The organism is Rhizobium sp. S96, from assembly GCF_030382195.1.
Classification (GTDB): domain Bacteria; phylum Pseudomonadota; class Alphaproteobacteria; order Rhizobiales; family Rhizobiaceae; genus Rhizobium.
In genome coordinates this window covers 429,151-450,137 of the sequence record NZ_JAUDRY010000010.1, presented here as the reverse complement: position 1 = coordinate 450,137, position 20,987 = coordinate 429,151, and the positions used below count along the sequence as shown (strand labels likewise).

The following is a 20,987-nucleotide window of genomic DNA, read 5'->3' as shown; positions in this document are numbered from 1 at the left end:
ATCAATCGGAAAGGATCGGAATGCTTCGCAGACTGTACGACTGGACCATGTCGCTCGCCGCCCGTAAATCGGCCGAAGTCTGGCTCGCCGTTATCGCCTTCGTCGAAAGTTCCATCTTTCTGGTTCCGGCCGACGTTCTTTTCCTGCCGATGGCACTTGCAAAACCGGAGCGCGCCTATCGCTACGCGCTTGTGGCCACCGTCGCCTCCGTTCTCGGCGGTATCGCCGGCTGGGCGCTCGGCTACTACGCCTATGACGCCATTGCCCGACCGGTTCTCGAATTCTACGGCAAGCTCGATGCCTTCGAGCAATTGCGCATGTATATCCACGACGAGTGGGAAATCCTGCTGCTGCTGTTGGTGACCTCGGGGCTGGCGCATCTGCCGCCGATCAAGGTCGTGACGATCCTTGCCGGCGTCATTCACATGAATCTCGGTTTCTTCGTCATCTCGGCAATCGTCGCCCGTGGCGCCCGCTTCCTCTTCCTGGCATGGCTGCTGCGTCGTTATGGCGAACCGATCCGCCATTTCATCGAAAAACGCCTCGGCCAGGTTGCCGGCGTTGTCGCCGCCGTCGCGATCGCGCTCGGCATTGCCTACAAATTCCTTGCCCACTGAGCCATTCGCGCGCGGAGCCTCCCCATGACTGCTTCCTTCTCCCTCGGTCGCCCGGCCTTCGTCTATTCGCTCCTGATGGCGCTTGCCATGGCGGTGGTCGTCGGCACGGCACTCGGCTTCCAGTACATCGGCGGCTACATTCCCTGCGCGCTCTGCCTGCTGCAGCGCCAGCCCTACTATTACGGGATCCCAGTCGCCCTCCTCGGCGCCGTAGCCTCCGCAGTCGGCCTGCCGAACTGGATCGCGCGTGCGTTCCTACTCGCAGCCGGGATTCTGATGGTCGTCGGCGCTGGCATGGGCGTCTATCACGCGGGCGTGGAGTGGCAATTCTGGGCCGGGCCGGCAACGTGCTCGACGACGGCAGGCAGCATGACCCAGAACGCGGGCGATCTGCTGGGCGAACTCAACAGCATCAAGGGCCCGTCCTGCACGGACGCGGCGCTGCGCGTTCTCGGCCTGTCCTTTGCCGGTTGGAACGTGATCGCAAGCATCGTGCTTGCGGCATTCGCCTTTATCGGCGTCCGCAAGTCGGCTTGATCACCACGAGCATCGGGGATTGATCAGGGCTGCAGTTCGCTATCCCAGTAGAGATAGTCGAGCCAGCTATCGTGCAGATAGTTGGGCGGGAAGAGCCTGCCATTGTTATGCAGGTCCTGCACGGTCGGCTGATACGGCTTCTGGTGTGGGAACATGCCTGCCTGCTTCGGTAGCTTGCTGCCCTTCCTGAGATTGCAGGGCGAACAGGCCGCCACGACATTCTCCCAGGTCGTCTCGCCGCCATGAGCGCGCGGGATGACGTGGTCGAAGGTGAGGTCGTTATGCTCACCGCAATACTGACACTCGAACCTGTCCCGCAGGAACACGTTGAAACGCGTGAACGCAGGATTGCGCGAAGGCTGAACATAGGTTTTCAGGCATACGACGCTTGGAAGGCGCATCGAAAAGCTCGGCGACGAGACCGAATGTTCGTACTCTGCGATGATGTTTACACGGTCAAGAAAAACCGCCTTGATCGCGTCCTGCCAGGACCAGAGCGACAAGGGATAATAACTCAGCGGCCTATAGTCAGCATTCAGAACGAGTGCTGGCAGGGCCTGGGGGGAGACTGCAATCGTCAAGGGACTCTCCTGATCGATTCGGCATCTGCCCCCTTATATTAGGCCGCTTGTGACGGCATTGTGAAGTCTAATAAATTCGCCCCCCGGCGCTCAGCCGGAAACTGTTGCCGATCAGGCGACCGGCAGCAGACCACGGCCGAGTTTTACGGCATAATAAGCCCAGAAAAGCCGGGCCGCGACCGAGCGCCAAGGCGTCCAGGTCTCCGCCAATTCCGCAAGTGCTCTGGCCGTCGGCCGTTCGGCGAGACCGAATGCCGCAGCAACCGCGTTCTGCAGAGCGACATCGCCCGATGGGAAAACGTCGGCGTGTCCCCCGCAGAACATCAGATAGACCTCTGCGGTCCAGGGGCCGACACCCTTCAGCGCAGTCAATTCCGAAAGCGCCTGGCTGGGCGGCATCCCAGACAAAGCAGGCAGGTCGAGGGAGCCTGATGCAGCCGCCGCCGCAATCCGCGACAATGTTTCGGCCTTCGCCCGCGACAGGCCAAACTCCCGCCATGCCTCCGGGTGAAGCGCAACGTAGCTCTCCGCGGTCAAGATCTCGGTGCTAGGCCGCATACGCCGCCAGATCGCCTCGGCGCTGGCGCGCGACACCATTTGCGAGACGATGATATGCGCGAGCCCCTCGAACCCCGGCTCACGCAACCGCAGCGGAAGCGGACCGGCTTCGGCAGCGATCGGCACAAGACGCGGGTCAAGCCGAAGGAGTTCCTCGAGCCCGGCACGCACATCTTCCTCATTGCGAATGATCTGCACGTTTCCTCGCGATCGTTCCGAATCCGTGGCAGAAGAAAGCATGATCGCGATTCCCCGTCAAAAACCCGTGTTTCGTTTCGCGCCGAGCCCCAACGGCCCGCTGCATCTTGGCCATGCCCTCTCCGCCTTTCTCAATCGCGACATGGCCGACGCCTCCGGGGGGCGCTTCCTGTTACGCATCGAAGACATAGATCTGGCGCGCTGCACACCCGAATTCGAAGCGGGCATCTACACCGATCTCGAATGGCTCGGTATCGATTGGGAAAAACCGCCGCGACGGCAGTCGGAGCATTTCGCGGAGTATCAGGCTGCTCTTTCAAAATTGATCGATCGGGGACTTGCCTACCCGTCCTTTCTGACGCGCGGCGAGGTCAAGGCCCGTGTCGCCGCCTTCGAGAGGGAAAGCGGACCCTGGCCGCGCGATCCGGACGGGTCTCCGCTCTACCCTGTCGATGACCGCGATCGTTCCGAAGGCGAGCGCCGAGAGATGATTGCCTCCGGCATCAAGCATGCCTGGCGCCTGGATATGGCAAAAGCCCTTTCTCAGGTCGACACCCCGCTCTCCTGGACGGAAACAGGCGATGGCGACCGCGGCGAGATCGTTGCGGAACCGTCGGCATGGGGTGATGTCGTGCTGTCGCGATCGGACGCTCCGTCGAGCTATCACCTCTCTGTGGTGATCGACGATGCACTGCAGGACGTGACGCATGTGGTGCGCGGGCTCGACCTGTTCCATGCGACGGCCGTGCACCGCCTGCTGCAAACCCTCATGCACCTGCCAGCACCCGTCTACCACCACCATCGGCTGGTGGCCGACAGCGCAGGCCGCAAGCTCTCGAAGAGCGACGGAGACACCGGCCTTGCCGAACTGCGCAAAAGAGGTCTGTCAGTGGCGGATATCCGCCACCTCATCGGGCTTTGATGCCTTCTGACCGTTACCGCTGAGGAAATTGTGGGAGAAGATCGCCCGCACGCGAAACTTCATCAGCGCGGCATTCGTCTCGGCGCCGATGATGAAGATGACACCGACCATGTAGAGAAAGATCAGCACGATCATCACCGACGCCAAGCCCGCATAGGTCGCCGTGTAGTTCGCAAAGGTCGCCAGATAATAGGCGAAGATCAATGCGCCGAGGAACCAGAGGACCAGCGTCAGCAGCACACCGGGCACGACATCGAAAACCCGCCGCCGGCCGGCCGGCAGCCAAAGATGGGCAACGAAGAGACCGACCGTCAACACGATTAGGGTCGTGTAGATTCGCCAGTTGAACAGCGTATCCAGCGTTTCAGCAAAAACCGGGAACAACCGGCGGGCATAGTCGAGCGCCAGCGGCACGGCGACAAGCAGGATACTGATGGCCGCAAAAATGATCACTGCAATGAGCACGTAGCCGAGGCTGGCCAAGCGGGTGAAGTACCATGGCCGCGTCTCCTGCACGCGATAGGCGCGATTGAGCGATATCCTAAGCGCTTCCACGCCGTTTGATGCGAAGTAAGCCGCCGCCAGAACAGAAACCGTCAGCAGTCCGCCGCGTGGGATCGTCAAGACCTGCAGCACCTGATCGGCCAGTGGCTTGGCGATCGCTTCGGGCCATGTATCGAACACGAGATGGATCGCGGTGGAGGAGAATTGATCGGCGCCGAGGAAGCTCGCAAGGGCGGTGCCGAAGATGAGAAAAGGAAAGACGGCAAGCAAGCTTGATAGGGCGACATGGCTTGCCATGGCGAACCCGTCATCCTCGATGAAGTGGCAGATCGCATCGTAGGCTACATCATAGAAGATGCGAAATATTTTCGGCATTCCCACTCCAGGCATTCCTCATTGTGTCGCCCGTGCGAATATGGGAAACGAGTCCCAGTTTGTACAGGAATCATTCGATGGCGGATCAGCGCACTATCATCGTTACCGGATGCTCTTCCGGGATCGGTGCCTATTGCGTGCGTGCATTGAAGGCAGATGGCTGGCGCGTCTTCGCGACGGTGCGCAAGTTCGACGATCTGGCGCCTCTTGAAGCCGACGGCATCGAGGCCTTCCGGATGGACTACAGTAACACCGATTCGATCTCGGACTTCGTGCGGGATGTAACGGCGGCAAGCGGCGGCCGTATCGACGCGCTCTTCAACAACGGCGCCTACGGTCAACCCGGCGCGGTCGAGGATCTGAGGACCGACGTCCTGCGTGCCCAGTTCGAAACAAACGTCTTCGGCTGGCACGAATTGACCCGCCAGATCATTCCCTTGATGCGCAAGCGCGGGCTGGGTCGCATTGTCCAGTGCTCGTCCATCCTCGGCGTCGTGCCCTATCGATATCGCGGCGCCTACACGGCATCGAAGTTTGCCCTCGAGGGCCTGAGCGTCACGCTGCGGATGGAACTCCAGGGCAGCGGCATCCATGTCAGCCTGATCGAGCCTGGTCCGATTACCTCGCGTTTCACGGCCAACGCGCTGGCCAAGATCAACGAGAATATCGATGTCAGAAATTCCGTGCATGCCTCGGACTATCGCCGGCAGCTTGCACGCCTGGACGGATCGGCCGGTCCGAATCGCCACAAGCTCGGCCCCGAGGCCGTCTATGCGGTCCTCAAGCACGCATTGAACTCACACAATCCGAAACCACATTACCCCGTAACCACGCCGGCAAAGCAAGGCCTGGTACTGAAGAGGCTGCTGCCTGCCGATCTCTTCTACCGCCTGATGCGCTGGGTGGACTGATCAGGAAAGCCAACGACATGTCTACCGTCACCTACGTTCTCGCGATCATCGTCATGGGCCTTGTCGCCATCGTGCTGGTCCGTGGTCTTTTCAACATGATGAAAGGTGGCGACGCGAATACGTCGAACAAGCTGATGCAGCTTCGCGTACTGTTGCAGGCAATCGCGGTTATTCTCATCATGCTGACGCTGTGGCTGACAGGCGGCGGCCGCCCGACCTGAGACAGAGAAGGGGGAAGTATGGTCAAGCTCAACAAGATCTACACCAAAACAGGCGACGACGGCACGACTGCCCTCGTTTCAGGCCCGCGCCGCCAGAAGGATGACCTGCGCGTCGAAGCCTATGGAACGATCGACGAAGCGAACTCCGCCATCGGCGTCGCGAGGCTTCACATGCAGGGGATGCCCATCCTCGACACGATGCTGATGTCGATCCAGAACGACCTGTTCGATCTCGGCGCCGATCTCGCGACCCCCGACACCGGCGAGAAACCCGAATACGAACCGCTCCGCATCGTCGAAACGCAGGTGGCACGCATCGAAGCCGATATCGACCAGTTGAATGCCGATCTGCAGCCACTGAAGTCCTTCGTGCTGCCCGGCGGCCATTCGGCTGCCGCTCATCTCCATCTCGCCCGCACGATTACGCGCCGGGCGGAACGGCTGATGGTGACGCTGGGTCGCACCAAGGGCGAGATCGTCAGCGAGGCGGCGCTGAAATACGTCAACCGGCTGTCGGATTTCCTGTTCGTCGCCGCCCGCCACGCCAATGACCGCGGCCTTGCGGATGTGCTTTGGGTGCCAGGAAAAAACAGATAGGCTCGGCGTCCGGACCAAAGGGAACCCGTCTGCATGTTCATACCGCTGCATGATGCCAATACGCTGAAGCACATCAAGCTTCAGTGGGTGACCCTGGGACTGATCGCCGTCAATGTCGCAGCCTGGCTATTCACCGGGGTCATCGCCAGCGAACAGGTGTCGCAGGCGACCTTCCTCGGCCTCGGCTACATCCCCGCCGTCGCCTTTGACCATGCTGTCCTGCCGCCGCAGCTGGAGCTGGTCCCGGAACCGCTGACCTACATCACCTATGCCTTCTTTCATGCCGGCTTCTGGCATCTCGCCTCGAACATGCTGTTCCTCTGGGTCTTCGGCGACAATATCGAGGATGCGATGGGCCATGTTCGTTTCCTCATCTTCTATCTCCTATGCGCGGTTGCCGGTGCCTTGTGCCACGGGCTTGCAGGCACAAGCTCACAAGCGCCGTTGATCGGCGCCTCTGGCGCCATTTCAGGCGTGGTGACGGCCTATCTGGTGCTGCATCCGAGAGTAAGGGTCTGGGTGCTTGTTTTCATGCGCATCCCCTTGCCGCTGCCGGCTTTCGTGCCGCTGCTGCTGTGGGTCGGCCAGCAGTTCACCATGCTCGTGCTCGAACCCGATGGCGGCGTGTCCTGGGGTGCGCATGTCGGCGGCATCCTGGCCGGCGGCGTTCTTGTCCTTGTCATGCGCCGTCGTGGCGTCCCGCTGTTCGACCGCGAGGTGGTGACGCCACGGGCAGTCAGGGACCGGCCGACAGGCAATCCCATCATGGTCGCCGTAGCCGGCCAGCCGCCTCGGCCGCGGCTGCCATGGGACAAGGGACAACCGCTTAATTGACGCGTACGTAAACGTAATATATTTACGGATGCAATCTGCCTGTCTGCGTCATGGAAGCGTTGTGTTTGGAGGAAAAACGCGTATCCATGTCGCCATTCGACAATCGGAGCGGCGCCGAAGCGCGCATTTTCTTGGCGAAAGAGTTGAAGGAAGGACCCCCATGAAAATCCTCGTCCCCGTGAAGCGGGTGGTTGATTACAACGTGAAGATCCGCGTGAAGGCCGATGGCACAGGCGTTGAGCTCGCGAACGTCAAGATGTCGATGAACCCCTTCGACGAGATCTCTGTGGAAGAGGCGCTGCGGCTGAAGGAAGCCGGCAAGGCCGAGGAAGTGGTGGTCGTATCGATCGGTCCTGCGAAGGCCGAAGAGACGCTGCGCACCGCGCTTGCCATGGGTGCCGACCGTGCCATTCTGGTCGAGACCGACGATGCCGTCGAACCGCTGGCGGTTGCCAAGATCCTCAAGGGTGTCGCCGATGCCGAACAGCCGGGCCTGATCATCGTCGGCAAGCAGGCGATCGATGACGACTCGAACCAGACCGGCCAGATGCTGGCAGCCCTGCTTGGCTCCGCCCAGGCCACCTTCGCCTCGAAGATCGAGATCGGGGACGGCAAGGCTCAGGTGACCCGCGAAGTCGATGGCGGCTTGCAGACGATCGAGATCAAGCTTCCTGCCGTCGTCACCACCGACCTGCGTCTCAACGAGCCGCGCTATGCCTCGCTGCCGAACATCATGAAGGCGAAGAAGAAGCCGCTCGACAAGAAGAGCCCGGCTGACTTCGGCGTCTCCACCGCCCCGCGCCTGAAGGTGCTGAAGACCGAGGAGCCGTCCGGCCGTAAGGCAGGCGTCAAGGTCAAGTCGGTTGCCGAGCTCGTCGAGAAGCTCAAGTCCGAAGCCGGCGTCCTCTAAGGTTCGAGAAAGGAAACATCACTATGGCCATTCTTCTCCTGGCTGACCACGACAATGCCAGCCTTTCCGACCAGACCGCCAAGGCACTGACGGCCGCTTCCAGGATCGGCGGCGATGTCACCGTTCTCGTCGCCGGCAAGGGTGCGAAACCCGCCGCCGATGCGGCTGCCAAACTCTCCGGTGTCTCCAAGGTGCTGCTTGCCGAAAGCGACGAGCTTGCCAACAATCTGGCCGAGCCGCTGGCCGACCTGATCGTTTCGCTGGCCGCCAGCTATGACACGATCATCGCCGCCGCCACCTCGACCGGCAAGAACGTACTGCCACGCGTGGCAGCTCTGCTCGATGTCGCCCAGATCTCGGAGATCATCGAGGTGGTCTCCGCTGACACCTTCAAGCGTCCGATCTATGCCGGCAACGCGATCCAGACGGTGCAGTCGACCGATGCCAAGAAGGTCATCACCGTGCGTACCGCTTCGTTCGCAGCCGCCGCCGAAGGCGGTTCCGGTTCCGTCGAGGCGATCCCGGCCGTTTCCGATCCGGGTCTCTCGACCTTCGTCAAGGATGCACTGTCGGCCTCCGACCGTCCGGAACTGACCTCTGCCAAGATCATCATCTCTGGTGGCCGTGCGCTCGGTTCTGCCGAGAAATTCCAGGAAGTCATCCTGCCTGTCGCCGACAAGCTCGGTGCCGCCGTTGGCGCCAGCCGCGCGGCCGTCGATGCCGGCTATGCCCCGAACGACTGGCAGGTCGGCCAGACCGGCAAGGTGGTTGCCCCCGATCTCTACATCGCCTGCGGCATCTCGGGTGCGATCCAGCACCTCGCCGGCATGAAGGATTCGAAGGTCATCGTCGCCATCAACAAGGACGAGGAGGCACCGATCTTCCAGGTTGCCGACTACGGACTGGTGGCCGATCTCTTTGACGTCCTGCCGGAATTGCAGAAGGCGCTGTGATCGCGACGAACCTTGTTTTTCGCACTTGCGAATGACTGGAAAATTATCCTTTTAGGGTCTACTACTGCTGCCGGGCGATGTTTTGCCCGGCAGTTTTGTTAGAATAATGCGGCAGCGCGGGGGCGACCGCCGATCGGGGGTTTGGAGATGAGTTCGGTGTTGAAAACGATCGGTATTATCGGCGCAGGCCAGATGGGTTGCGGCATCGCACAAGTTTCGGCGGACGCAGGCTACAAGGTCCACATCTACGACCTCTCCCAGGAACGCATCGAGCACGGCCTTGCCACGATCAACGGCAATCTCGCACGCCACGTCACCAGCGGCAAGATGACCGACGAAGAGCGCTCGGCTACACTCGCGCTGATTTCCGGCTCATCCGACATCAACGATCTCGCTGCCTCCGATCTGGTCATTGAAGCGGCGACGGAAGACGAGAGCGTCAAGCGCAAGATCTATGCGCAGGTCTGCCCGATCCTGAAGCCGGAAGCCATCCTCGCGACCAATACGTCGTCGCTCTCAATCACCCGCCTGGCATCGGCCACCGATCGCCCCGAGCGGTTCATGGGCATTCACTTCATGAATCCCGTGCCGGTGATGAAGCTCGTCGAACTCGTGCGCGGCATCGCCACCGAGGAAGGCACCTTCAGCAGCGCCAAGGCATTCGTCGCTTCGCTCGAAAAGACGGTAACCGTCGCCGAAGACTTCCCTGCCTTCATCGTCAACCGCATCCTGCTGCCGATGATCAACGAGGCGATCTACACGCTCTATGAAGGCGTCGGCACCGTCGATGCGATCGACACCGCCATGAAACTCGGCGCCAACCACCCGATGGGCCCGCTCCAGCTTGCAGACTTCATCGGCCTCGACACCTGCTTGTCGATCATGCAGGTGCTGCATGACGGCCTGGCCGATTCCAAATACCGCCCCTGCCCGCTTCTGGTGAAATATGTCGAAGCCGGCTGGCTCGGCCGCAAGTCCGGTCGCGGCTTCTACGACTATCGCGGCGAAGTGCCGGTACCGACGCGCTGAGGCGCGTTCTCCCGCTCTCTCAGCCCAGATCGTCTGCGGCGATATGCTGGACTTCGGTGATGCGCAGCAACGGAAGCTGCGCCAGCTCGTTGGCCTCCTTCACGCGCTCCGCCGACGGCGCATCGAAAAGACAGAAGGACTTGTCTTCCGACGGCACGAACGTGGAGCGCAGATAGCGCACAGGCTTGCCTTGTTGTGTCATCTCGGTCGTGACGGTTTTTGCGCGACCCGCGGCCGCGGCAAGTTGTTCAGGGGTAATTCCCGGCAAGTGTCTTTCAACCATATACTGTGGCATGATGACTTCCTCTTGCATCCAGCGAATTCAGCAGTTCTGATCGACCCAGACAGGCCCGTCACAAGATAGCGTTCTCCGGTGGTAAACGGAATGAATATCTATTTCGCTGCCATATTCACCGATTTGGTTCGGCAGTCCGTGGTTTGGAACAGGGTGTCGCGAGACACCGTTGCAAACATCATGGCCGAACATCGTTATCTCTCGCAGTCTCTGGCCAGCCAATACGGGCGACGGCACGAGAATTTTACAGGCGACGGGCACCTTTACCTGTTCGAGTCCGCCGATGCTGCCGTGCATTTTGCGCTGAAGCTGATTGCCTATTGGAAACAACGCCGCCGGTCGCTTGTGGGAGAGAAAATTGGACAGGATCTGCCCATCAGGGTGGGTTGTCATTTCGGCGAGTGTTCGCGCATGGCAGACGAAGACGCCTGGATCGGCCGGGCGATCAATATTGCCAAGCGTGTGGAATCCACAGCCGACCCTGACACGCTGTTCGTGACGCAAACGATTCTCGAACTGATCGACCTACCGATCTACGACTTCAGCGATGCCGGAGACCACGAACTGAAAGGCGACTTTCTGCCGCGGCGGCCGCTCTACCGCCTATCCTCGGTCGACCGGGCGGCACTTGCGGCGAGGCCAGAGGAGAAAATGACCGCTGAGGACTGGTTTCTCAGAGGCGTGGGCCTTGAGGGCGGGCAATGCATCAAATTCAACGAGGAACTGGAATGCTACCAGCACGCAATCCGGCTACGCTCCAATTACCCTGAAGCGCACAACAATCTGGGAATCCTCTTCAAAGCTGCCGGCGATACGGCAGCCGCAGCCCAGCATTACCAGGAGGCACTTCGCCTGTGGCCGCAATATCCGGAGGCCCACTACAACTACGCCATTCTTCTTGAACGGCTGGAGGACAAGTCGGGCGCGGCGGCTCACTACAGCGAAGCCATCCGACTGCGCCCGGACAATGTGGATGCACGCCTGAGATATGCAGGCTTCCTCGATACGAGGGGAGACTGGGCTGAGGCGAAGCACCACTATCAGGAAGCGCTACGACTACGGCCCGGCTTCGCCGAAGCCCACAACAATTATGCGATCTTTCTGGAAAAGCGCGGAGATCTCACCACCGCCGAGTCTCACTACTCTCAGGCACTGCAGCAGCGTCCAGACTATGCGGAAGCCCACTACAACTACGCCATGCTGCTCGAGCGCCTTGATCGGCCGAGAGCCGAGGAGCACTATCGGGCCGCGATCAGAGCCCAGCCCGGATACGCCGAAGCCCATAACAACCTAGCGGTACTTCTGCATGAGAGCGGCGAGCTGGCAACCGCCGAAGAACACTACCTGACCGCCCTTCGGCTACGACCGTCTGACCCGGAGACGAACTACAATCTGGCTCTGCTGGCGCAAGCGCGAGGTGACGATCACTCTGCAGAGCAGTATTTTCGTCGAGCCAGGGAATTGACCGCCGCCGGGTGAAGCCTACGCTCTATATCCCGACAGCGCCCTTGATCAGAGCCTTCGCATCCTCGCTGTCCCAGGCCGCAGGCCCATTCATCGCGGAGATCAGGCACCCCTTGCCGTCGATCAACAGCGTCACGGGAAGGCCAAACGCCAACCCTTCCTTTTTCAGGCTGTTGAAGACTTCGATCGTGTTGTCGCGATAGAGCTGCAGCGCGTCGACGCCGATTTCGCTGAGGAAGCCCTTCGGCTTCTCGTCGTCTCCGGTGTCGATGTTGACAGGCACAACCTGGAATTTGTCGCTGCCCAACTCCTTCTCGAGTGCATTCAGCGCCGGCATCTCCTCGCGGCACGGCACGCACCATGTCGCCCAGAGATTGAAGAGCACAGTCTTGCCGGCGAAGTTGTCGAGCGTCATCGGCTTGCCGTCGGCGCCCTTGAACGCAATTGTCGTAAGCTTCCTGTGCTGGTCGGGAGCGACCATGGCGGCCACCTGCCCCTTGAGCAACGGCGCAATCCGGGTTGCGATTTCCTTCGTCGCAGCGCATTCGCCCGACGCTGTTTGCGTCCCGCCATTGCCAGACCCGGCTTCCCTGATGTAAACCGCTGCCGCACCGGCAATAATGCCTGCGACGGCCGCGATCCCGATCAGCTTCAGGGATGGCAGGCGCAGGGGCGTTCTTGTCGTCATTTCATTCTCCGAGACACGCGTTCTTCAAGGCAGGCATCTTCATGGCGGACAGCACGGACACCAAATCCTCCAACCAGATGTGGGGCGGTCGTTTCGCTTCCGGTCCCGATGCGATCATGGAGGAGATAAATGCCTCGATCGGTTTCGACAAGAAGCTGTTTGCCCAGGACATCCGCGGCTCGATCGCCCATGCCACCATGCTTGCCCACCAGGGCATCATTTCGGCCGAGGATAAAGACAAGATCGTTCGAGGGCTAAACACGATCCTGTCAGAAATCGAGAGCGGCAATTTCGAATTCTCGCGCAAGCTGGAAGACATTCACATGAATGTCGAAGCCCGTCTCGCAACGCTGATCGGCCCGGCTGCCGGCCGTCTCCATACTGCCCGCTCGCGCAACGACCAGGTGGCGCTCGATTTCCGCCTCTGGGTCAAGGAAGAGCTGCAGAAGACGGAGCGGATGCTGACGGATCTGATCGCCGCGTTCCTGGACCGCGCCGAAGAGCATGCCGAGACCGTCATGCCGGGCTTCACCCACCTTCAGACTGCGCAGCCCGTCACCTTCGGTCATCACTGCATGGCGTATGTCGAGATGTTCGGCCGCGACCGCTCTCGCGTCCGCCACGCCATCGAGCATCTGGACGAGAGCCCGATTGGCTCGGCCGCCCTTGCGGGCACCGGCTATCCGATCGACCGTCACATGACCGCCAAGGCGCTCGGCTTCCGCGAGCCGACCCGCAACTCGATCGACACCGTCTCCGACCGCGATTTCGCCATCGAATTCCTGGCGCTGGCCGCCATCTGCAGCATGCACCTGTCGCGTTTGGCCGAAGAGATCGTTATCTGGTCGACGCCGCAGTTCGGCTTCGTGCGTCTCTCGGATGCCTTCTCGACCGGCTCCTCGATCATGCCGCAGAAGAAGAACCCGGATGCTGCCGAGCTGGTGCGCGCCAAGACCGGCCGCATCAACGGCTCGCTGATTGCGCTCTTGACCATCATGAAGGGCTTGCCGCTCGCCTACTCCAAGGACATGCAGGAAGACAAGGAACAGGTCTTCGACGCCGCAGAAAGCCTGGAACTGGCGATCGCCGCCATGACCGGCATGGTTCGCGACCTGACGATCAATACTGCCCGCATGAAGGCCGCGGCCGGTTCAGGCTATTCGACGGCCACCGACCTTGCCGACTGGCTGGTGCGTGAAGCAGGCCTGCCGTTCCGGGACGCCCACCACGTGACGGGTCGCGCCGTGGCGCTTGCCGAGAGCAAGGGTTGCGATCTTGCCGAGCTGCCGCTGGCCGATCTGCAGGCTATCAACGCTGCGATCACCGACAAGGTCTACGACGTTCTGACGGTCGAGGCATCGGTTGCCAGCCGCAAGAGCTTCGGCGGTACCGCGCCCTCGGAAGTGCGCAAGCAGATCGCCTACTGGCGCGCTCGCAACTGACCTCAACAATCAGGGTGCACAAGGTGGATAAACTTCGCTATGAAGGTGTCCACCCGTGCCGCTTCCCAAGAGGAATTCCATGCAGACCAGCTTGCCGCAGTTCATCCGCCTGACGGTTGTTTTCGCCGTGATCGGCCTTGCCGTTGCCGGATGCGGCCGCAAGGGCGATCTCGATCCGCCAAGCGCACAGGCAACGAAGGGTGGCGATTCGTCGAAACCGACGAAACAGCCAGGCACCGTAGACCGGCCCTTCATCCTCGATCCGCTTCTGTAACAGGCTACTCCAGTGAACCATTTCGAGTATCGCGACGGCATCCTCTACGCCGAGAACGTTCCCGTTCCCGAGATCGCCAAGGCTGTCGGCACGCCGTTCTACGTCTATTCCACGGCAACGCTGGAGCGTCACTACAAGGTCTTCTCGCAAGCCTTCAGCGATGTCGACTCCATGGTTTGCTATGCCATGAAGGCGAATTCGAACCAGGCTGTGCTGAAGACGCTGGGCAATCTCGGCGCAGGCATCGATGTCGTCTCCGAAGGTGAGCTTCGTCGCGCGCTGGCCGCCGGCATTCCGGCCAACCGCATCATGTTCTCCGGCGTCGGCAAGACCCCGCATGAGATGGACTATGCACTCGAAGCCGGCATCTACTGCTTCAACGTCGAATCCGAGCCGGAGCTCGAGATCCTCAATCAGCGCGCCATCAAGGCAGGCAAGAAGGCACCCGTCTCCTTCCGCATCAATCCCGATGTCGACGCCCGAACGCACGCCAAGATCTCGACCGGCAAGAAGGAAAACAAGTTCGGCATCTCCTGGGAGCGCGCCCGCGCCGTCTACGCCCGCGCCGCCAGCCTTGATGGCATCGAAGCCACCGGCATCGACATGCATATCGGCAGCCAGATCACCGAGCTGCAACCCTTCGACGACGCCTTCAAGCTGCTGCGTGAGCTCGTCAGCACGCTGCGCGCCGACGGCCACGACATCCACCATGTCGATATCGGCGGCGGTCTCGGCATTCCCTACAAGGACGACAACAACCCGCCGCCGCTGCCCGACGCCTATGCAGCGATCGTCAAGAACCAGCTGCGCGAGCTGAACTGCAAGATCGTCATGGAGCCCGGCCGCCTGATCGTCGGCAATGCCGGTATCCTGGTGACCGAAGTGCTTTACGTGAAGGACGGCGGAGAAAAGACCTTCGTCATCGTCGACGGCGCCATGAACGACCTCATCCGCCCGACGCTTTACGAGGCTTATCACGAGATCCGCCCCGTCGTGATCTCCGCCGCCAATGCGCCGCGCATCAAGGCCGATGTCGTCGGCCCCGTCTGCGAGACCGGCGATTACCTGGCGCTCGACCGCGAAATGGCGATGCCGAAGTCGGGCGATCTCTTCGCCGTAAGCTCCGCCGGTGCCTATGGCGCGGTGCAGGCCGGCACTTACAACAGCCGTTTGCTGGTGCCGGAAGTGCTGGTCAGGGGCAGCGAATTCCACGTGATTCGTCCGCGCAGGACCTACGAGGAACTCATCGCTCTCGATTCCGTGCCCGCCTGGCTCGACTAAGACGATCATCACTTTTTGGCGAATGCGGCGTGAAAAACAGCCATAACAGGCGGCGCGCCCTCGTCTTCGCCACAAAGAATGCTATCCTTTTCCCGAGAGCGAATTGCCCCGCAATCGCCGGAAGCGCCCTCTGCCCCGTAAACGCCAGATCGCGGAGACCGGATTGAAGAAGAGCTCCAGCAGGGACAAGACTGGTGCATTTGCCCTAAGGCCGTCGTTGGCGCGGCTGGTTGCCGCAAAGCGCTTTCTGGCGCGTCTTGTCCTGCTCTTGGAACAGATCCTGCCTGCCGTTCTGCCGCTCTTGTCGGTCGTCGCGCTATATCTCGCAGCATCGTGGTTCGGCATTTTCCGCCTGACGCCCGATTGGGCGCGGCTGACGCTTCTCGGTATTTTCGCCCTTGCATGCCTCGTCGCACTCTTCCCGTTGCGCAAGCTGCATTGGCCGACCGCGGCAAGTGCCGACCGTCTGCTCGAAGAGCGGAATGGCTTGCACCACCAACCGGTCACCGTCCAGGAAGATGAGCCTGCCTTCGACACCCCCTTCGCGCGCGCTCTGTGGCGTGAGCACCAGACGCGCATGGCGGAAAAGATTGCCACGCTCGACGCCGGTTTTCCGCAGCCAGACATTGCTGCCCATGACCGCTGGGCGTTGCGCGCCGTGCCGGTTCTTCTCTTGTCCGTTGCGTTCGCCTACTCGCTCTCCAGCAGCGGTGGATCGATCGCGGATGCATTTCTGCCGCGCCCCGAGGCGCCGGCGACCGATCCTGCCGTGCGTATCGACGCCTGGATCACGCCACCGGCCTATACCGGTCGCGCACCGATCTACCTGACCACCACAGGCACCGAACAACCTCCGATCAGCATCCCGCAACTCTCGAATCTCACGGTCCGCATCAGCGGCGGCAAGGCCGACGAGAAGGTCGTCTTCCAGCGGGAAGACGGGCGGACGATGGAGATTGCTGCCCAAGACGACGCCAAGCCGCAACCGACGCCGAATGAGGCAAAGCCCGAGGGTGCGCCGGCGCCGACCTTTGCCAGCACGCACCTGATGAAGATCGAGGAAAACGGATCGCTGCTCGTCAATGGCCGCAGCTGGACCTTCGACGTCATCCCCGACAAGGCACCCGAGATCGCGTTCAACGGAATGCCGAAGCAGACCGTCAACGGCGCGCTGGAAATCGGCTTTACCGTCAAGGATGACTACGGCGTTCAGGAAGCCCATGCCCAGATCCTGCCGGTTGAATCCGACCCGGCGGCAACCCTTCTGTACCCGCTTCCGGACTATCGCCTCGACGTTCCGCGGCGCAATTCGCGCGACGCCAAAGGCGTGACCAGCAAGAACCTGACCGAGCACCCCCTCGCCGGCAAGCGGGTCAGCATTACTTTGATTGCCAAGGATGCCGCCGGGCAGACAGGACGCAGCCCGCCATACGAAATGACGCTGCCGATGCGTCCCTTCAACGAACCGCTTGCGGCAGCCGTCGCCGAAGAGCGCCAGGTGTTTGCCCTCGATACCCGCAAGATGCCGGAGGCGATCGCGCTCAACGAGGCGCTGACGATCCGTCCTGAAGAAACCATTCCGAAGCTGACCAATTACCTGCTGCTGCAATCCGCGCTGACGCGCATGAAGCTGGCAAAGGGCGAGGAAGCGCTGAAGGACACCGCCGACTACCTCTGGGACATCGCCATCGGCATGGAAGATGGAGACCTCTCCCAGGCAGAACGCAACCTGCGCAACGCCCAGCAGAATTTGGCCGATGCACTGCAGCGCAATGCGCCGGACGCCGAGATCAAGAAGCTCATGGACGAGCTACGCAAGGCGATGCAGGACTACATGAAGGAGCTCGCCCAGCGCATGCAGAATGCGCCGACGCAGCCCAACCAGAGCGCCCAGAACATTCTTCGCCAGCAGGACCTCGAACGGATGATGGACCAGATCGAGAATCTGGCGCGTTCCGGCAACCGCGACGCAGCACAGCAGATGCTGTCGGAGCTGCAGCGGATGATGAACAACCTCCAGGCCGGCAGACCGCAGCAAGGACAACAGCAAGGGCGCGACAACAGCGAGATGCGCCAGCAGATGGACAAGCTCGGCCAGATCCTGCGCGACCAGCAGAAGCTGATGGAAGAAACCTTCAAGCTGGACCAGCAATTGAAGGATCGCATGCAGCGCGGCGATCCGGATATGGGCATGAACGATCCGCTCCTCAACGACATGCCGATGGATAATGACGGCCTGCCGGAGGACCAGCAGCAGCAGGGCCGGCAGAACCAAAAAGGCCAATCCCCTTCCGATCAGATGACGGAGGAGCAGTTGCGCGACGCGCTCAAGCAGCTGCAGTCACGTCAGGATCAACTCGGCAAGCAGCTCGGCGAACTGCAAAAGGGCCTTGGCGACATGGGCATGAAGCCCGGCTCCGGCTTTGGGCAGGCGCAGCGCGAAATGGAAGGCGCTGGACGCGAGCTTGGCCAGGGCCACGGCGAACCTGCCATCCAGTGGCAGGGACGCGCTCTTGAAGCCCTCCGTCAAGGCGCACGCGACATGATGAGCCAGATGATGCAGGCACAGCAGGGCCAGAATCAGGGTCAGGGGCCGCAGGGTCAGGTTGGTCGGGGAGACCAGAACGGTCGCGATCCGCTCGGACGGCCGCGCAGGGCCGACGGTCCTGATTTCGGCGACCAGGTCAAGGTGCCGGACGAGATCGATGTCCAACGCGCTCGCGAGATCCTGGATGCAATCCGCGAAAAGCTCGGCAACAATCCGCCGCAGGAGATGGAACGCCGCTATCTCGAGCGCCTGCTCGATATTCAGTAGCATCTCAGTTTCGGCCTGCCGCGCCATCACAACCGCGTGAAAATCCACAACCGAAGGCCGCGTGGTACCTATCTCTGCTACGGCGCGAAGAAACGCGCCGCTCGACAAGCGTAGAGGGTATTCCCATGAAGACGGAATGGAAGCTGATCGCAACCGCCGCTCTCGGCCTTGGCATCGCCTTAAGCACAGCGGGTGCAATGGACATCACCGGATTTGGAACAACTCATAGCGGCGGCAGAAATATCGCCGCTGAAAACTACTCATCGAGCCGACCCCAAGCGGCCGCGCCCGACTACCTGACGACGGGAAGTATCTCCGGCGGCGGAATGAGACGCCCTGCTGATTGCCCTCCACCACCAAGACCGGGCTCCCTGCGCACGCAGGGTGGCAACAGCGGCGCCAGCCAGAACATGGCCTGCCCGGACTACCAGTGACTGTAGCATAAATCGCTCGCCACCGCTTTCTTCCCGGAAGGCGGTGGCGCGCAGGTGCGCCGCATTGACAAAGCGCGCAAGCGCATATAGCGCCAAGGATCGATTGAGAGACATTCTGCCTCCACCCCCCCCCGCTTCGTAAGGTTTCCGAAACAAGCGACTAGTGATAGCGACTCGATGCCAATTCTCTTCAAGACGACAATCGGTGAAAACGCGGCATTCGAATTGATCGGAAATGCCCTTGCGGGCCACGGCAACGACTACGACGGCTATATGAACGTTGTGGCCGACGAGGGAGAGCAGACGCTGACCTGGGCACCGGGCGCGCATCCTGAACAGTTCCAGGCAGAGATCACAGAAATTCTCCGCGCGACATGGGACATCAGCCGCTTCTGGATCATCTATGAGCGGCGGGATGACCGGCAGGATGCCACCGCGAACGAGATCCGCAATGCGGCGTTCAAACTGACGCGAGGCTATACCAGCGTGGTTGTCGTGACGCTCAGCTTGCTATCCAAGCATGATAGCGCCTCGGACATCGAACTGATCTTCGTCTGCTTTCAGCAGGACTTCCAGCGCAGGAATTTCCGGGTGCGCTACGAAGGAAAGTTCATCCCCGACCAGCCCTGAGGGCCGGCGGGGCAAATTCTGTCAGTTTTCGGTGGTCAGGCGGCCAAGGCGCGCGCCACGGCCTTGCGGATATCCGGCAAGGCAAAAGGCTTCGACACGACATCAACGATCTTTTCAGCAAGATCATCCGCCCGCTCGCGCTGTTCGGCATAGCCGGTCATCAGCAGGATCTTCAGGGCTGGGAAAGCCGACTTGGCCTGGTGTGCAAGCTCAATGCCGTCCATGACGGGCATCCGGATGTCGGAAAGCAGAAGGTCGTAGACGCCGTCTCTCAGCTTTTCCAGTCCCTCCGCACCGTCAGCGGCTTCTTCGGTCTCATGACCGTCAAGACGCAAAGCGCGGGCTACGAAAGAACGCAGGGAATCCTCGTCTTCCGTAATCAGAATTTTTGCCATGGTGTGCACTGCTCCGTTTCATGCCCTGCAACGGAAATCACACGACTTTCCTTTGCGATCGGTAAACGGCGGCAAGCGATGGACGGGATGGTTAACAACCCGTCTTGTTCCGGCACATTCAGGTGTCGCCGGTGACGACGCCGACAAAGGGAAGCTCGCGGAACGCGTAGGCGACGTCCATGCCGTAGCCGACCACGAAATAGTCCGGGCACTCGAAACCGACATAGTCGGCCTCCAGCTTTTCCTTGCGCTTCACGCTCTTGTCGAGCAGGACGGCGATCGTGACGTTGCGGGCGCCACGCTCATACAGCAGTTCCTTGGCAAACAGCAGCGTACGGCCGGATTCGAGAATGTCGTCGATCAAGAGAACGTCGCGGTCCTTCACATCGCTGTCGATGTCCTTGACGATCCGCACGCCTTGGGAAACCGTGCCTGTGCCATAGCTGGAAAGGGTGATGAACTCGACTTCAGGCGCCAGACCGCTGTCGTGCAAGGCACGGATCAGATCTGCCGCGAAAATGAAGGAGCCCTTGAGAACCGCGATGACCAGGAGATCCTTGGTGGGTCCCTGCGCGATCTGCTTTGCAATCGCGTGATTGCGCTCGGCAATCTGCTCGGCAGTGAAGAGGGGTTCGATGTTCTTTCCGCGCACGACGGGCATTGACGCTTGCTCCATGAAAACAAGCACAAGCCGTTACCACAAACAGCGCGGCGAAACACCCCTTACGGCATGAAGGAGAGGCGGACTTCCGGCATTTTTCCACCGGCATACTGCACTCTCGTGGAAAAACCGCGGCTCTGCCCTCCGTAGATGACATCAATCGGCGGGTTGATGATGACACTCGCGGTCAACTGATCGTCCGAGACGAGGTCGGCGCGGATCGGCCGCACGATTTGGGTGGTACCGCTCGCATTGTCGATGATGCCGTTGATCAGAAGCACGCGCATCCCGTTGGCATCGCGCTGAGTGGCAGTGACGTGCGTGAAATGCAGCGGCGTCCCGGCAATCGCGACATCCGGCTGGGAGAGGCTGGAGAACCCTCCTGAAAGGCTGAAGGCAAGAACCGACAGTGCAAGTACAAGCCCTGCAAAGCTCTTTGCGGATGCCTGCTGCAACCAGGACTCGCCGACGCGCAAGATCGACGACCCGAGACCGAGGCGGGGTGTGCTGCGTTGCCGGTTGTCATTGGTTCCGCGGGTGCGAGATTCCTGCGGCCGACCTGCTCCAATCACCACGAATTCGGCATCGGCGACATCGACGGAATGACTTTGACGCACTTCGCGTTTCGTTGGCTCCGGCGGCAGGAAATCGTAGATCCGGCTCGATGGCTGGCGTTTGAACGACGAGGATGTCATGATGACGGCCTTTCCGGTGTCCACATGGTTTCGGGCCGGACGGGAAATCCGGCATTGAAACGAATCCTGCTCAGTCGTAAATTTTATTGGTTAATGCTTCGCAAAGATCGCCATCAAAGCGGCGCCTTTTCAGCGAAATTTACCGCTTGTTAACGGAGTTGGTTAA

Annotated in this window: 25 protein-coding genes; 17 read left to right on the top strand and 8 right to left on the bottom strand. The window is 60.9% G+C overall.

The genetic code is table 11. The annotated features are described in order from the left end of the window. The first annotated feature begins 20 nt into the window (after positions 1 to 20). Together QTL94_RS14380 and QTL94_RS14375 are read left to right on the top strand one after the other, a co-directional pair. Positions 21 to 617, top strand: a complete 597-nt coding sequence (locus QTL94_RS14380) for a YqaA family protein (protein WP_065692360.1) — start codon at positions 21 to 23, stop codon at positions 615 to 617. A 24-nt stretch (positions 618 to 641) separates the two neighbouring features. Next, positions 642 to 1,154: a disulfide bond formation protein B gene (locus QTL94_RS14375; RefSeq protein ID WP_113521270.1), complete on the top strand. Its 513-nt coding sequence runs from the start codon at positions 642 to 644 to the stop codon at positions 1,152 to 1,154. A gap of 23 nt (positions 1,155 to 1,177) precedes the next feature. Here QTL94_RS14375 and QTL94_RS14370 read toward each other — a convergent pair whose 3' ends face one another. Both QTL94_RS14370 and QTL94_RS14365 read right to left on the bottom strand, forming a co-directional pair. Further along, a complete protein-coding gene (locus tag QTL94_RS14370) occupies positions 1,178 to 1,735 on the bottom strand; it encodes an HNH endonuclease (protein WP_065692362.1) in 558 nt (185 codons plus the stop codon). A gap of 111 nt (positions 1,736 to 1,846) precedes the next feature. Continuing rightward, positions 1,847 to 2,533: a DNA-3-methyladenine glycosylase family protein gene (locus tag QTL94_RS14365; RefSeq protein ID WP_065692363.1), complete on the bottom strand. Its 687-nt coding sequence runs from the start codon at positions 2,531 to 2,533 to the stop codon at positions 1,847 to 1,849. On the opposite strand from QTL94_RS14365, the gene gluQRS reads away from it, so the two are divergent. Continuing rightward, positions 2,532 to 3,413: a tRNA glutamyl-Q(34) synthetase GluQRS gene (gene gluQRS, locus QTL94_RS14360; protein WP_289802323.1), complete on the top strand. Its 882-nt coding sequence runs from the start codon at positions 2,532 to 2,534 to the stop codon at positions 3,411 to 3,413. The two genes, QTL94_RS14365 and gluQRS, sit on opposite strands and share 2 nt — an antisense overlap. On the opposite strand, the gene QTL94_RS14355 is transcribed toward gluQRS, so the two are convergent. Further along, a complete protein-coding gene (locus QTL94_RS14355) occupies positions 3,378 to 4,292 on the bottom strand; it encodes a YihY/virulence factor BrkB family protein (protein ID WP_289802322.1) in 915 nt (304 codons plus the stop codon). The genes gluQRS and QTL94_RS14355 overlap by 36 nt on opposite strands. Positions 4,293 to 4,369: 77 nt before the next feature. Between QTL94_RS14355 and QTL94_RS14350 the strand changes: the two genes are divergently transcribed. The 7 genes from QTL94_RS14350 (at position 4,370) to QTL94_RS14320 (ending at position 9,747) form a co-directional block, all read left to right on the top strand. Further along, positions 4,370 to 5,203, top strand: a complete 834-nt coding sequence (locus QTL94_RS14350) for an SDR family oxidoreductase (protein ID WP_289802321.1) — start codon at positions 4,370 to 4,372, stop codon at positions 5,201 to 5,203. A 17-nt stretch (positions 5,204 to 5,220) separates the two neighbouring features. Next, complete coding sequence (locus QTL94_RS14345) at positions 5,221 to 5,424, top strand: twin transmembrane helix small protein (protein WP_065692366.1); 204 nt, start codon at positions 5,221 to 5,223, stop codon at positions 5,422 to 5,424. Positions 5,425 to 5,442: 18 nt separating this feature from the next. Continuing rightward, entirely contained in the window at positions 5,443 to 6,021 is a 579-nt protein-coding gene (locus QTL94_RS14340; protein ID WP_113521274.1) for a cob(I)yrinic acid a,c-diamide adenosyltransferase, read from the top strand. Positions 6,022 to 6,054: 33 nt separating this feature from the next. Beyond that, positions 6,055 to 6,855 carry a rhomboid family intramembrane serine protease gene (locus tag QTL94_RS14335; RefSeq protein WP_289802320.1) on the top strand — a complete coding sequence of 267 codons (801 nt, stop codon included), beginning with the start codon at positions 6,055 to 6,057 and terminating at the stop codon, positions 6,853 to 6,855. A gap of 160 nt (positions 6,856 to 7,015) precedes the next feature. Beyond that, on the top strand, positions 7,016 to 7,765 hold the full coding sequence (locus QTL94_RS14330; RefSeq protein WP_289802319.1) for an electron transfer flavoprotein subunit beta/FixA family protein: 750 nt from the start codon (positions 7,016 to 7,018) through the stop codon (positions 7,763 to 7,765). 23 nt (positions 7,766 to 7,788) lie between these two features. After that, complete coding sequence (locus tag QTL94_RS14325; RefSeq protein ID WP_289802318.1) at positions 7,789 to 8,718, top strand: electron transfer flavoprotein subunit alpha/FixB family protein; 930 nt, start codon at positions 7,789 to 7,791, stop codon at positions 8,716 to 8,718. Between the two features lie 147 nt (positions 8,719 to 8,865). Beyond that, a complete protein-coding gene (locus tag QTL94_RS14320; protein ID WP_065694386.1) occupies positions 8,866 to 9,747 on the top strand; it encodes a 3-hydroxybutyryl-CoA dehydrogenase in 882 nt (293 codons plus the stop codon). A gap of 19 nt (positions 9,748 to 9,766) precedes the next feature. On the opposite strand, the gene QTL94_RS14315 is transcribed toward QTL94_RS14320, so the two are convergent. Beyond that, complete coding sequence (locus tag QTL94_RS14315; RefSeq protein WP_065694591.1) at positions 9,767 to 10,042, bottom strand: DUF4242 domain-containing protein; 276 nt, start codon at positions 10,040 to 10,042, stop codon at positions 9,767 to 9,769. Between the two features lie 90 nt (positions 10,043 to 10,132). Between QTL94_RS14315 and QTL94_RS14310 the strand changes: the two genes are divergently transcribed. Further along, positions 10,133 to 11,521, top strand: a complete 1,389-nt coding sequence (locus tag QTL94_RS14310; protein ID WP_289802317.1) for a tetratricopeptide repeat protein — start codon at positions 10,133 to 10,135, stop codon at positions 11,519 to 11,521. A gap of 10 nt (positions 11,522 to 11,531) precedes the next feature. On the opposite strand, the gene tlpA is transcribed toward QTL94_RS14310, so the two are convergent. After that, the gene (tlpA, locus tag QTL94_RS14305) at positions 11,532 to 12,194 is read right to left on the bottom strand and encodes a thiol:disulfide interchange protein TlpA (RefSeq protein WP_065694388.1); all 663 of its coding nucleotides are present in this window, start codon (positions 12,192 to 12,194) and stop codon (positions 11,532 to 11,534) included. Between the two features lie 41 nt (positions 12,195 to 12,235). On the opposite strand from tlpA, the gene argH reads away from it, so the two are divergent. The 6 genes from argH (at position 12,236) to QTL94_RS14275 (ending at position 19,070) form a co-directional block, all read left to right on the top strand. Next, complete coding sequence (gene argH, locus QTL94_RS14300) at positions 12,236 to 13,636, top strand: argininosuccinate lyase (RefSeq protein WP_289802316.1); 1,401 nt, start codon at positions 12,236 to 12,238, stop codon at positions 13,634 to 13,636. A gap of 79 nt (positions 13,637 to 13,715) precedes the next feature. Beyond that, complete coding sequence (lptM, locus tag QTL94_RS14295) at positions 13,716 to 13,910, top strand: LPS translocon maturation chaperone LptM (RefSeq protein ID WP_065694390.1); 195 nt, start codon at positions 13,716 to 13,718, stop codon at positions 13,908 to 13,910. A 12-nt stretch (positions 13,911 to 13,922) separates the two neighbouring features. After that, a complete protein-coding gene (lysA, locus tag QTL94_RS14290) occupies positions 13,923 to 15,191 on the top strand; it encodes a diaminopimelate decarboxylase (protein WP_289802315.1) in 1,269 nt (422 codons plus the stop codon). A gap of 163 nt (positions 15,192 to 15,354) precedes the next feature. Further along, complete coding sequence (locus QTL94_RS14285; protein ID WP_289802314.1) at positions 15,355 to 18,006, top strand: TIGR02302 family protein; 2,652 nt, start codon at positions 15,355 to 15,357, stop codon at positions 18,004 to 18,006. 125 nt (positions 18,007 to 18,131) lie between these two features. After that, on the top strand, positions 18,132 to 18,440 hold the full coding sequence (locus QTL94_RS14280; RefSeq protein ID WP_289802313.1) for a hypothetical protein: 309 nt from the start codon (positions 18,132 to 18,134) through the stop codon (positions 18,438 to 18,440). Between the two features lie 177 nt (positions 18,441 to 18,617). Beyond that, positions 18,618 to 19,070 carry a hypothetical protein gene (locus tag QTL94_RS14275; protein ID WP_065694394.1) on the top strand — a complete coding sequence of 151 codons (453 nt, stop codon included), beginning with the start codon at positions 18,618 to 18,620 and terminating at the stop codon, positions 19,068 to 19,070. A gap of 35 nt (positions 19,071 to 19,105) precedes the next feature. Here QTL94_RS14275 and QTL94_RS14270 read toward each other — a convergent pair whose 3' ends face one another. From QTL94_RS14270 to QTL94_RS14260, 3 genes are all read right to left on the bottom strand, one after another. Then, positions 19,106 to 19,465, bottom strand: coding sequence for a response regulator (locus QTL94_RS14270; RefSeq protein ID WP_007789408.1), 360 nt, complete (start codon positions 19,463 to 19,465; stop codon positions 19,106 to 19,108). Positions 19,466 to 19,583: 118 nt separating this feature from the next. After that, a complete protein-coding gene (gene hpt / locus QTL94_RS14265) occupies positions 19,584 to 20,126 on the bottom strand; it encodes a hypoxanthine phosphoribosyltransferase (RefSeq protein ID WP_289802312.1) in 543 nt (180 codons plus the stop codon). Positions 20,127 to 20,188: 62 nt separating this feature from the next. Beyond that, the gene (locus tag QTL94_RS14260; RefSeq protein ID WP_289802311.1) at positions 20,189 to 20,821 is read right to left on the bottom strand and encodes a hypothetical protein; all 633 of its coding nucleotides are present in this window, start codon (positions 20,819 to 20,821) and stop codon (positions 20,189 to 20,191) included. Positions 20,822 to 20,987: the final 166 nt, after the last annotated feature.

Bases quoted from the DNA above. Each gene is read 5' to 3' on its own strand.
- QTL94_RS14260 (WP_289802311.1), bottom strand. From the start codon at position 20,821: ATGACATCCTCGTCGTTCAAACGCCAGCCATCGAGCCGGATCTACGAT.
- QTL94_RS14335 (WP_289802320.1), top strand. From the start codon at position 6,055: ATGTTCATACCGCTGCATGATGCCAATACGCTGAAGCACATCAAGCTT.
- tlpA (WP_065694388.1), bottom strand. From the start codon at position 12,194: ATGACGACAAGAACGCCCCTGCGCCTGCCATCCCTGAAGCTGATCGGG.
- QTL94_RS14380 (WP_065692360.1), top strand. From the start codon at position 21: ATGCTTCGCAGACTGTACGACTGGACCATGTCGCTCGCCGCCCGTAAA.
- QTL94_RS14365 (WP_065692363.1), bottom strand. From the start codon at position 2,533: ATGCTTTCTTCTGCCACGGATTCGGAACGATCGCGAGGAAACGTGCAG.
- QTL94_RS14375 (WP_113521270.1), top strand. From the start codon at position 642: ATGACTGCTTCCTTCTCCCTCGGTCGCCCGGCCTTCGTCTATTCGCTC.
- QTL94_RS14315 (WP_065694591.1), bottom strand. From the start codon at position 10,042: ATGCCACAGTATATGGTTGAAAGACACTTGCCGGGAATTACCCCTGAA.
- hpt (WP_289802312.1), bottom strand. From the start codon at position 20,126: ATGCCCGTCGTGCGCGGAAAGAACATCGAACCCCTCTTCACTGCCGAG.
- QTL94_RS14350 (WP_289802321.1), top strand. From the start codon at position 4,370: ATGGCGGATCAGCGCACTATCATCGTTACCGGATGCTCTTCCGGGATC.
- QTL94_RS14345 (WP_065692366.1), top strand. From the start codon at position 5,221: ATGTCTACCGTCACCTACGTTCTCGCGATCATCGTCATGGGCCTTGTC.
- lptM (WP_065694390.1), top strand. From the start codon at position 13,716: ATGCAGACCAGCTTGCCGCAGTTCATCCGCCTGACGGTTGTTTTCGCC.
- QTL94_RS14320 (WP_065694386.1), top strand. From the start codon at position 8,866: ATGAGTTCGGTGTTGAAAACGATCGGTATTATCGGCGCAGGCCAGATG.
- QTL94_RS14330 (WP_289802319.1), top strand. From the start codon at position 7,016: ATGAAAATCCTCGTCCCCGTGAAGCGGGTGGTTGATTACAACGTGAAG.
- QTL94_RS14340 (WP_113521274.1), top strand. From the start codon at position 5,443: ATGGTCAAGCTCAACAAGATCTACACCAAAACAGGCGACGACGGCACG.
- QTL94_RS14280 (WP_289802313.1), top strand. From the start codon at position 18,132: ATGAAGACGGAATGGAAGCTGATCGCAACCGCCGCTCTCGGCCTTGGC.
- QTL94_RS14275 (WP_065694394.1), top strand. From the start codon at position 18,618: ATGCCAATTCTCTTCAAGACGACAATCGGTGAAAACGCGGCATTCGAA.
- QTL94_RS14325 (WP_289802318.1), top strand. From the start codon at position 7,789: ATGGCCATTCTTCTCCTGGCTGACCACGACAATGCCAGCCTTTCCGAC.
- gluQRS (WP_289802323.1), top strand. From the start codon at position 2,532: ATGATCGCGATTCCCCGTCAAAAACCCGTGTTTCGTTTCGCGCCGAGC.
- QTL94_RS14270 (WP_007789408.1), bottom strand. From the start codon at position 19,465: ATGGCAAAAATTCTGATTACGGAAGACGAGGATTCCCTGCGTTCTTTC.
- QTL94_RS14310 (WP_289802317.1), top strand. From the start codon at position 10,133: ATGAATATCTATTTCGCTGCCATATTCACCGATTTGGTTCGGCAGTCC.
- QTL94_RS14355 (WP_289802322.1), bottom strand. From the start codon at position 4,292: ATGCCGAAAATATTTCGCATCTTCTATGATGTAGCCTACGATGCGATC.
- argH (WP_289802316.1), top strand. From the start codon at position 12,236: ATGGCGGACAGCACGGACACCAAATCCTCCAACCAGATGTGGGGCGGT.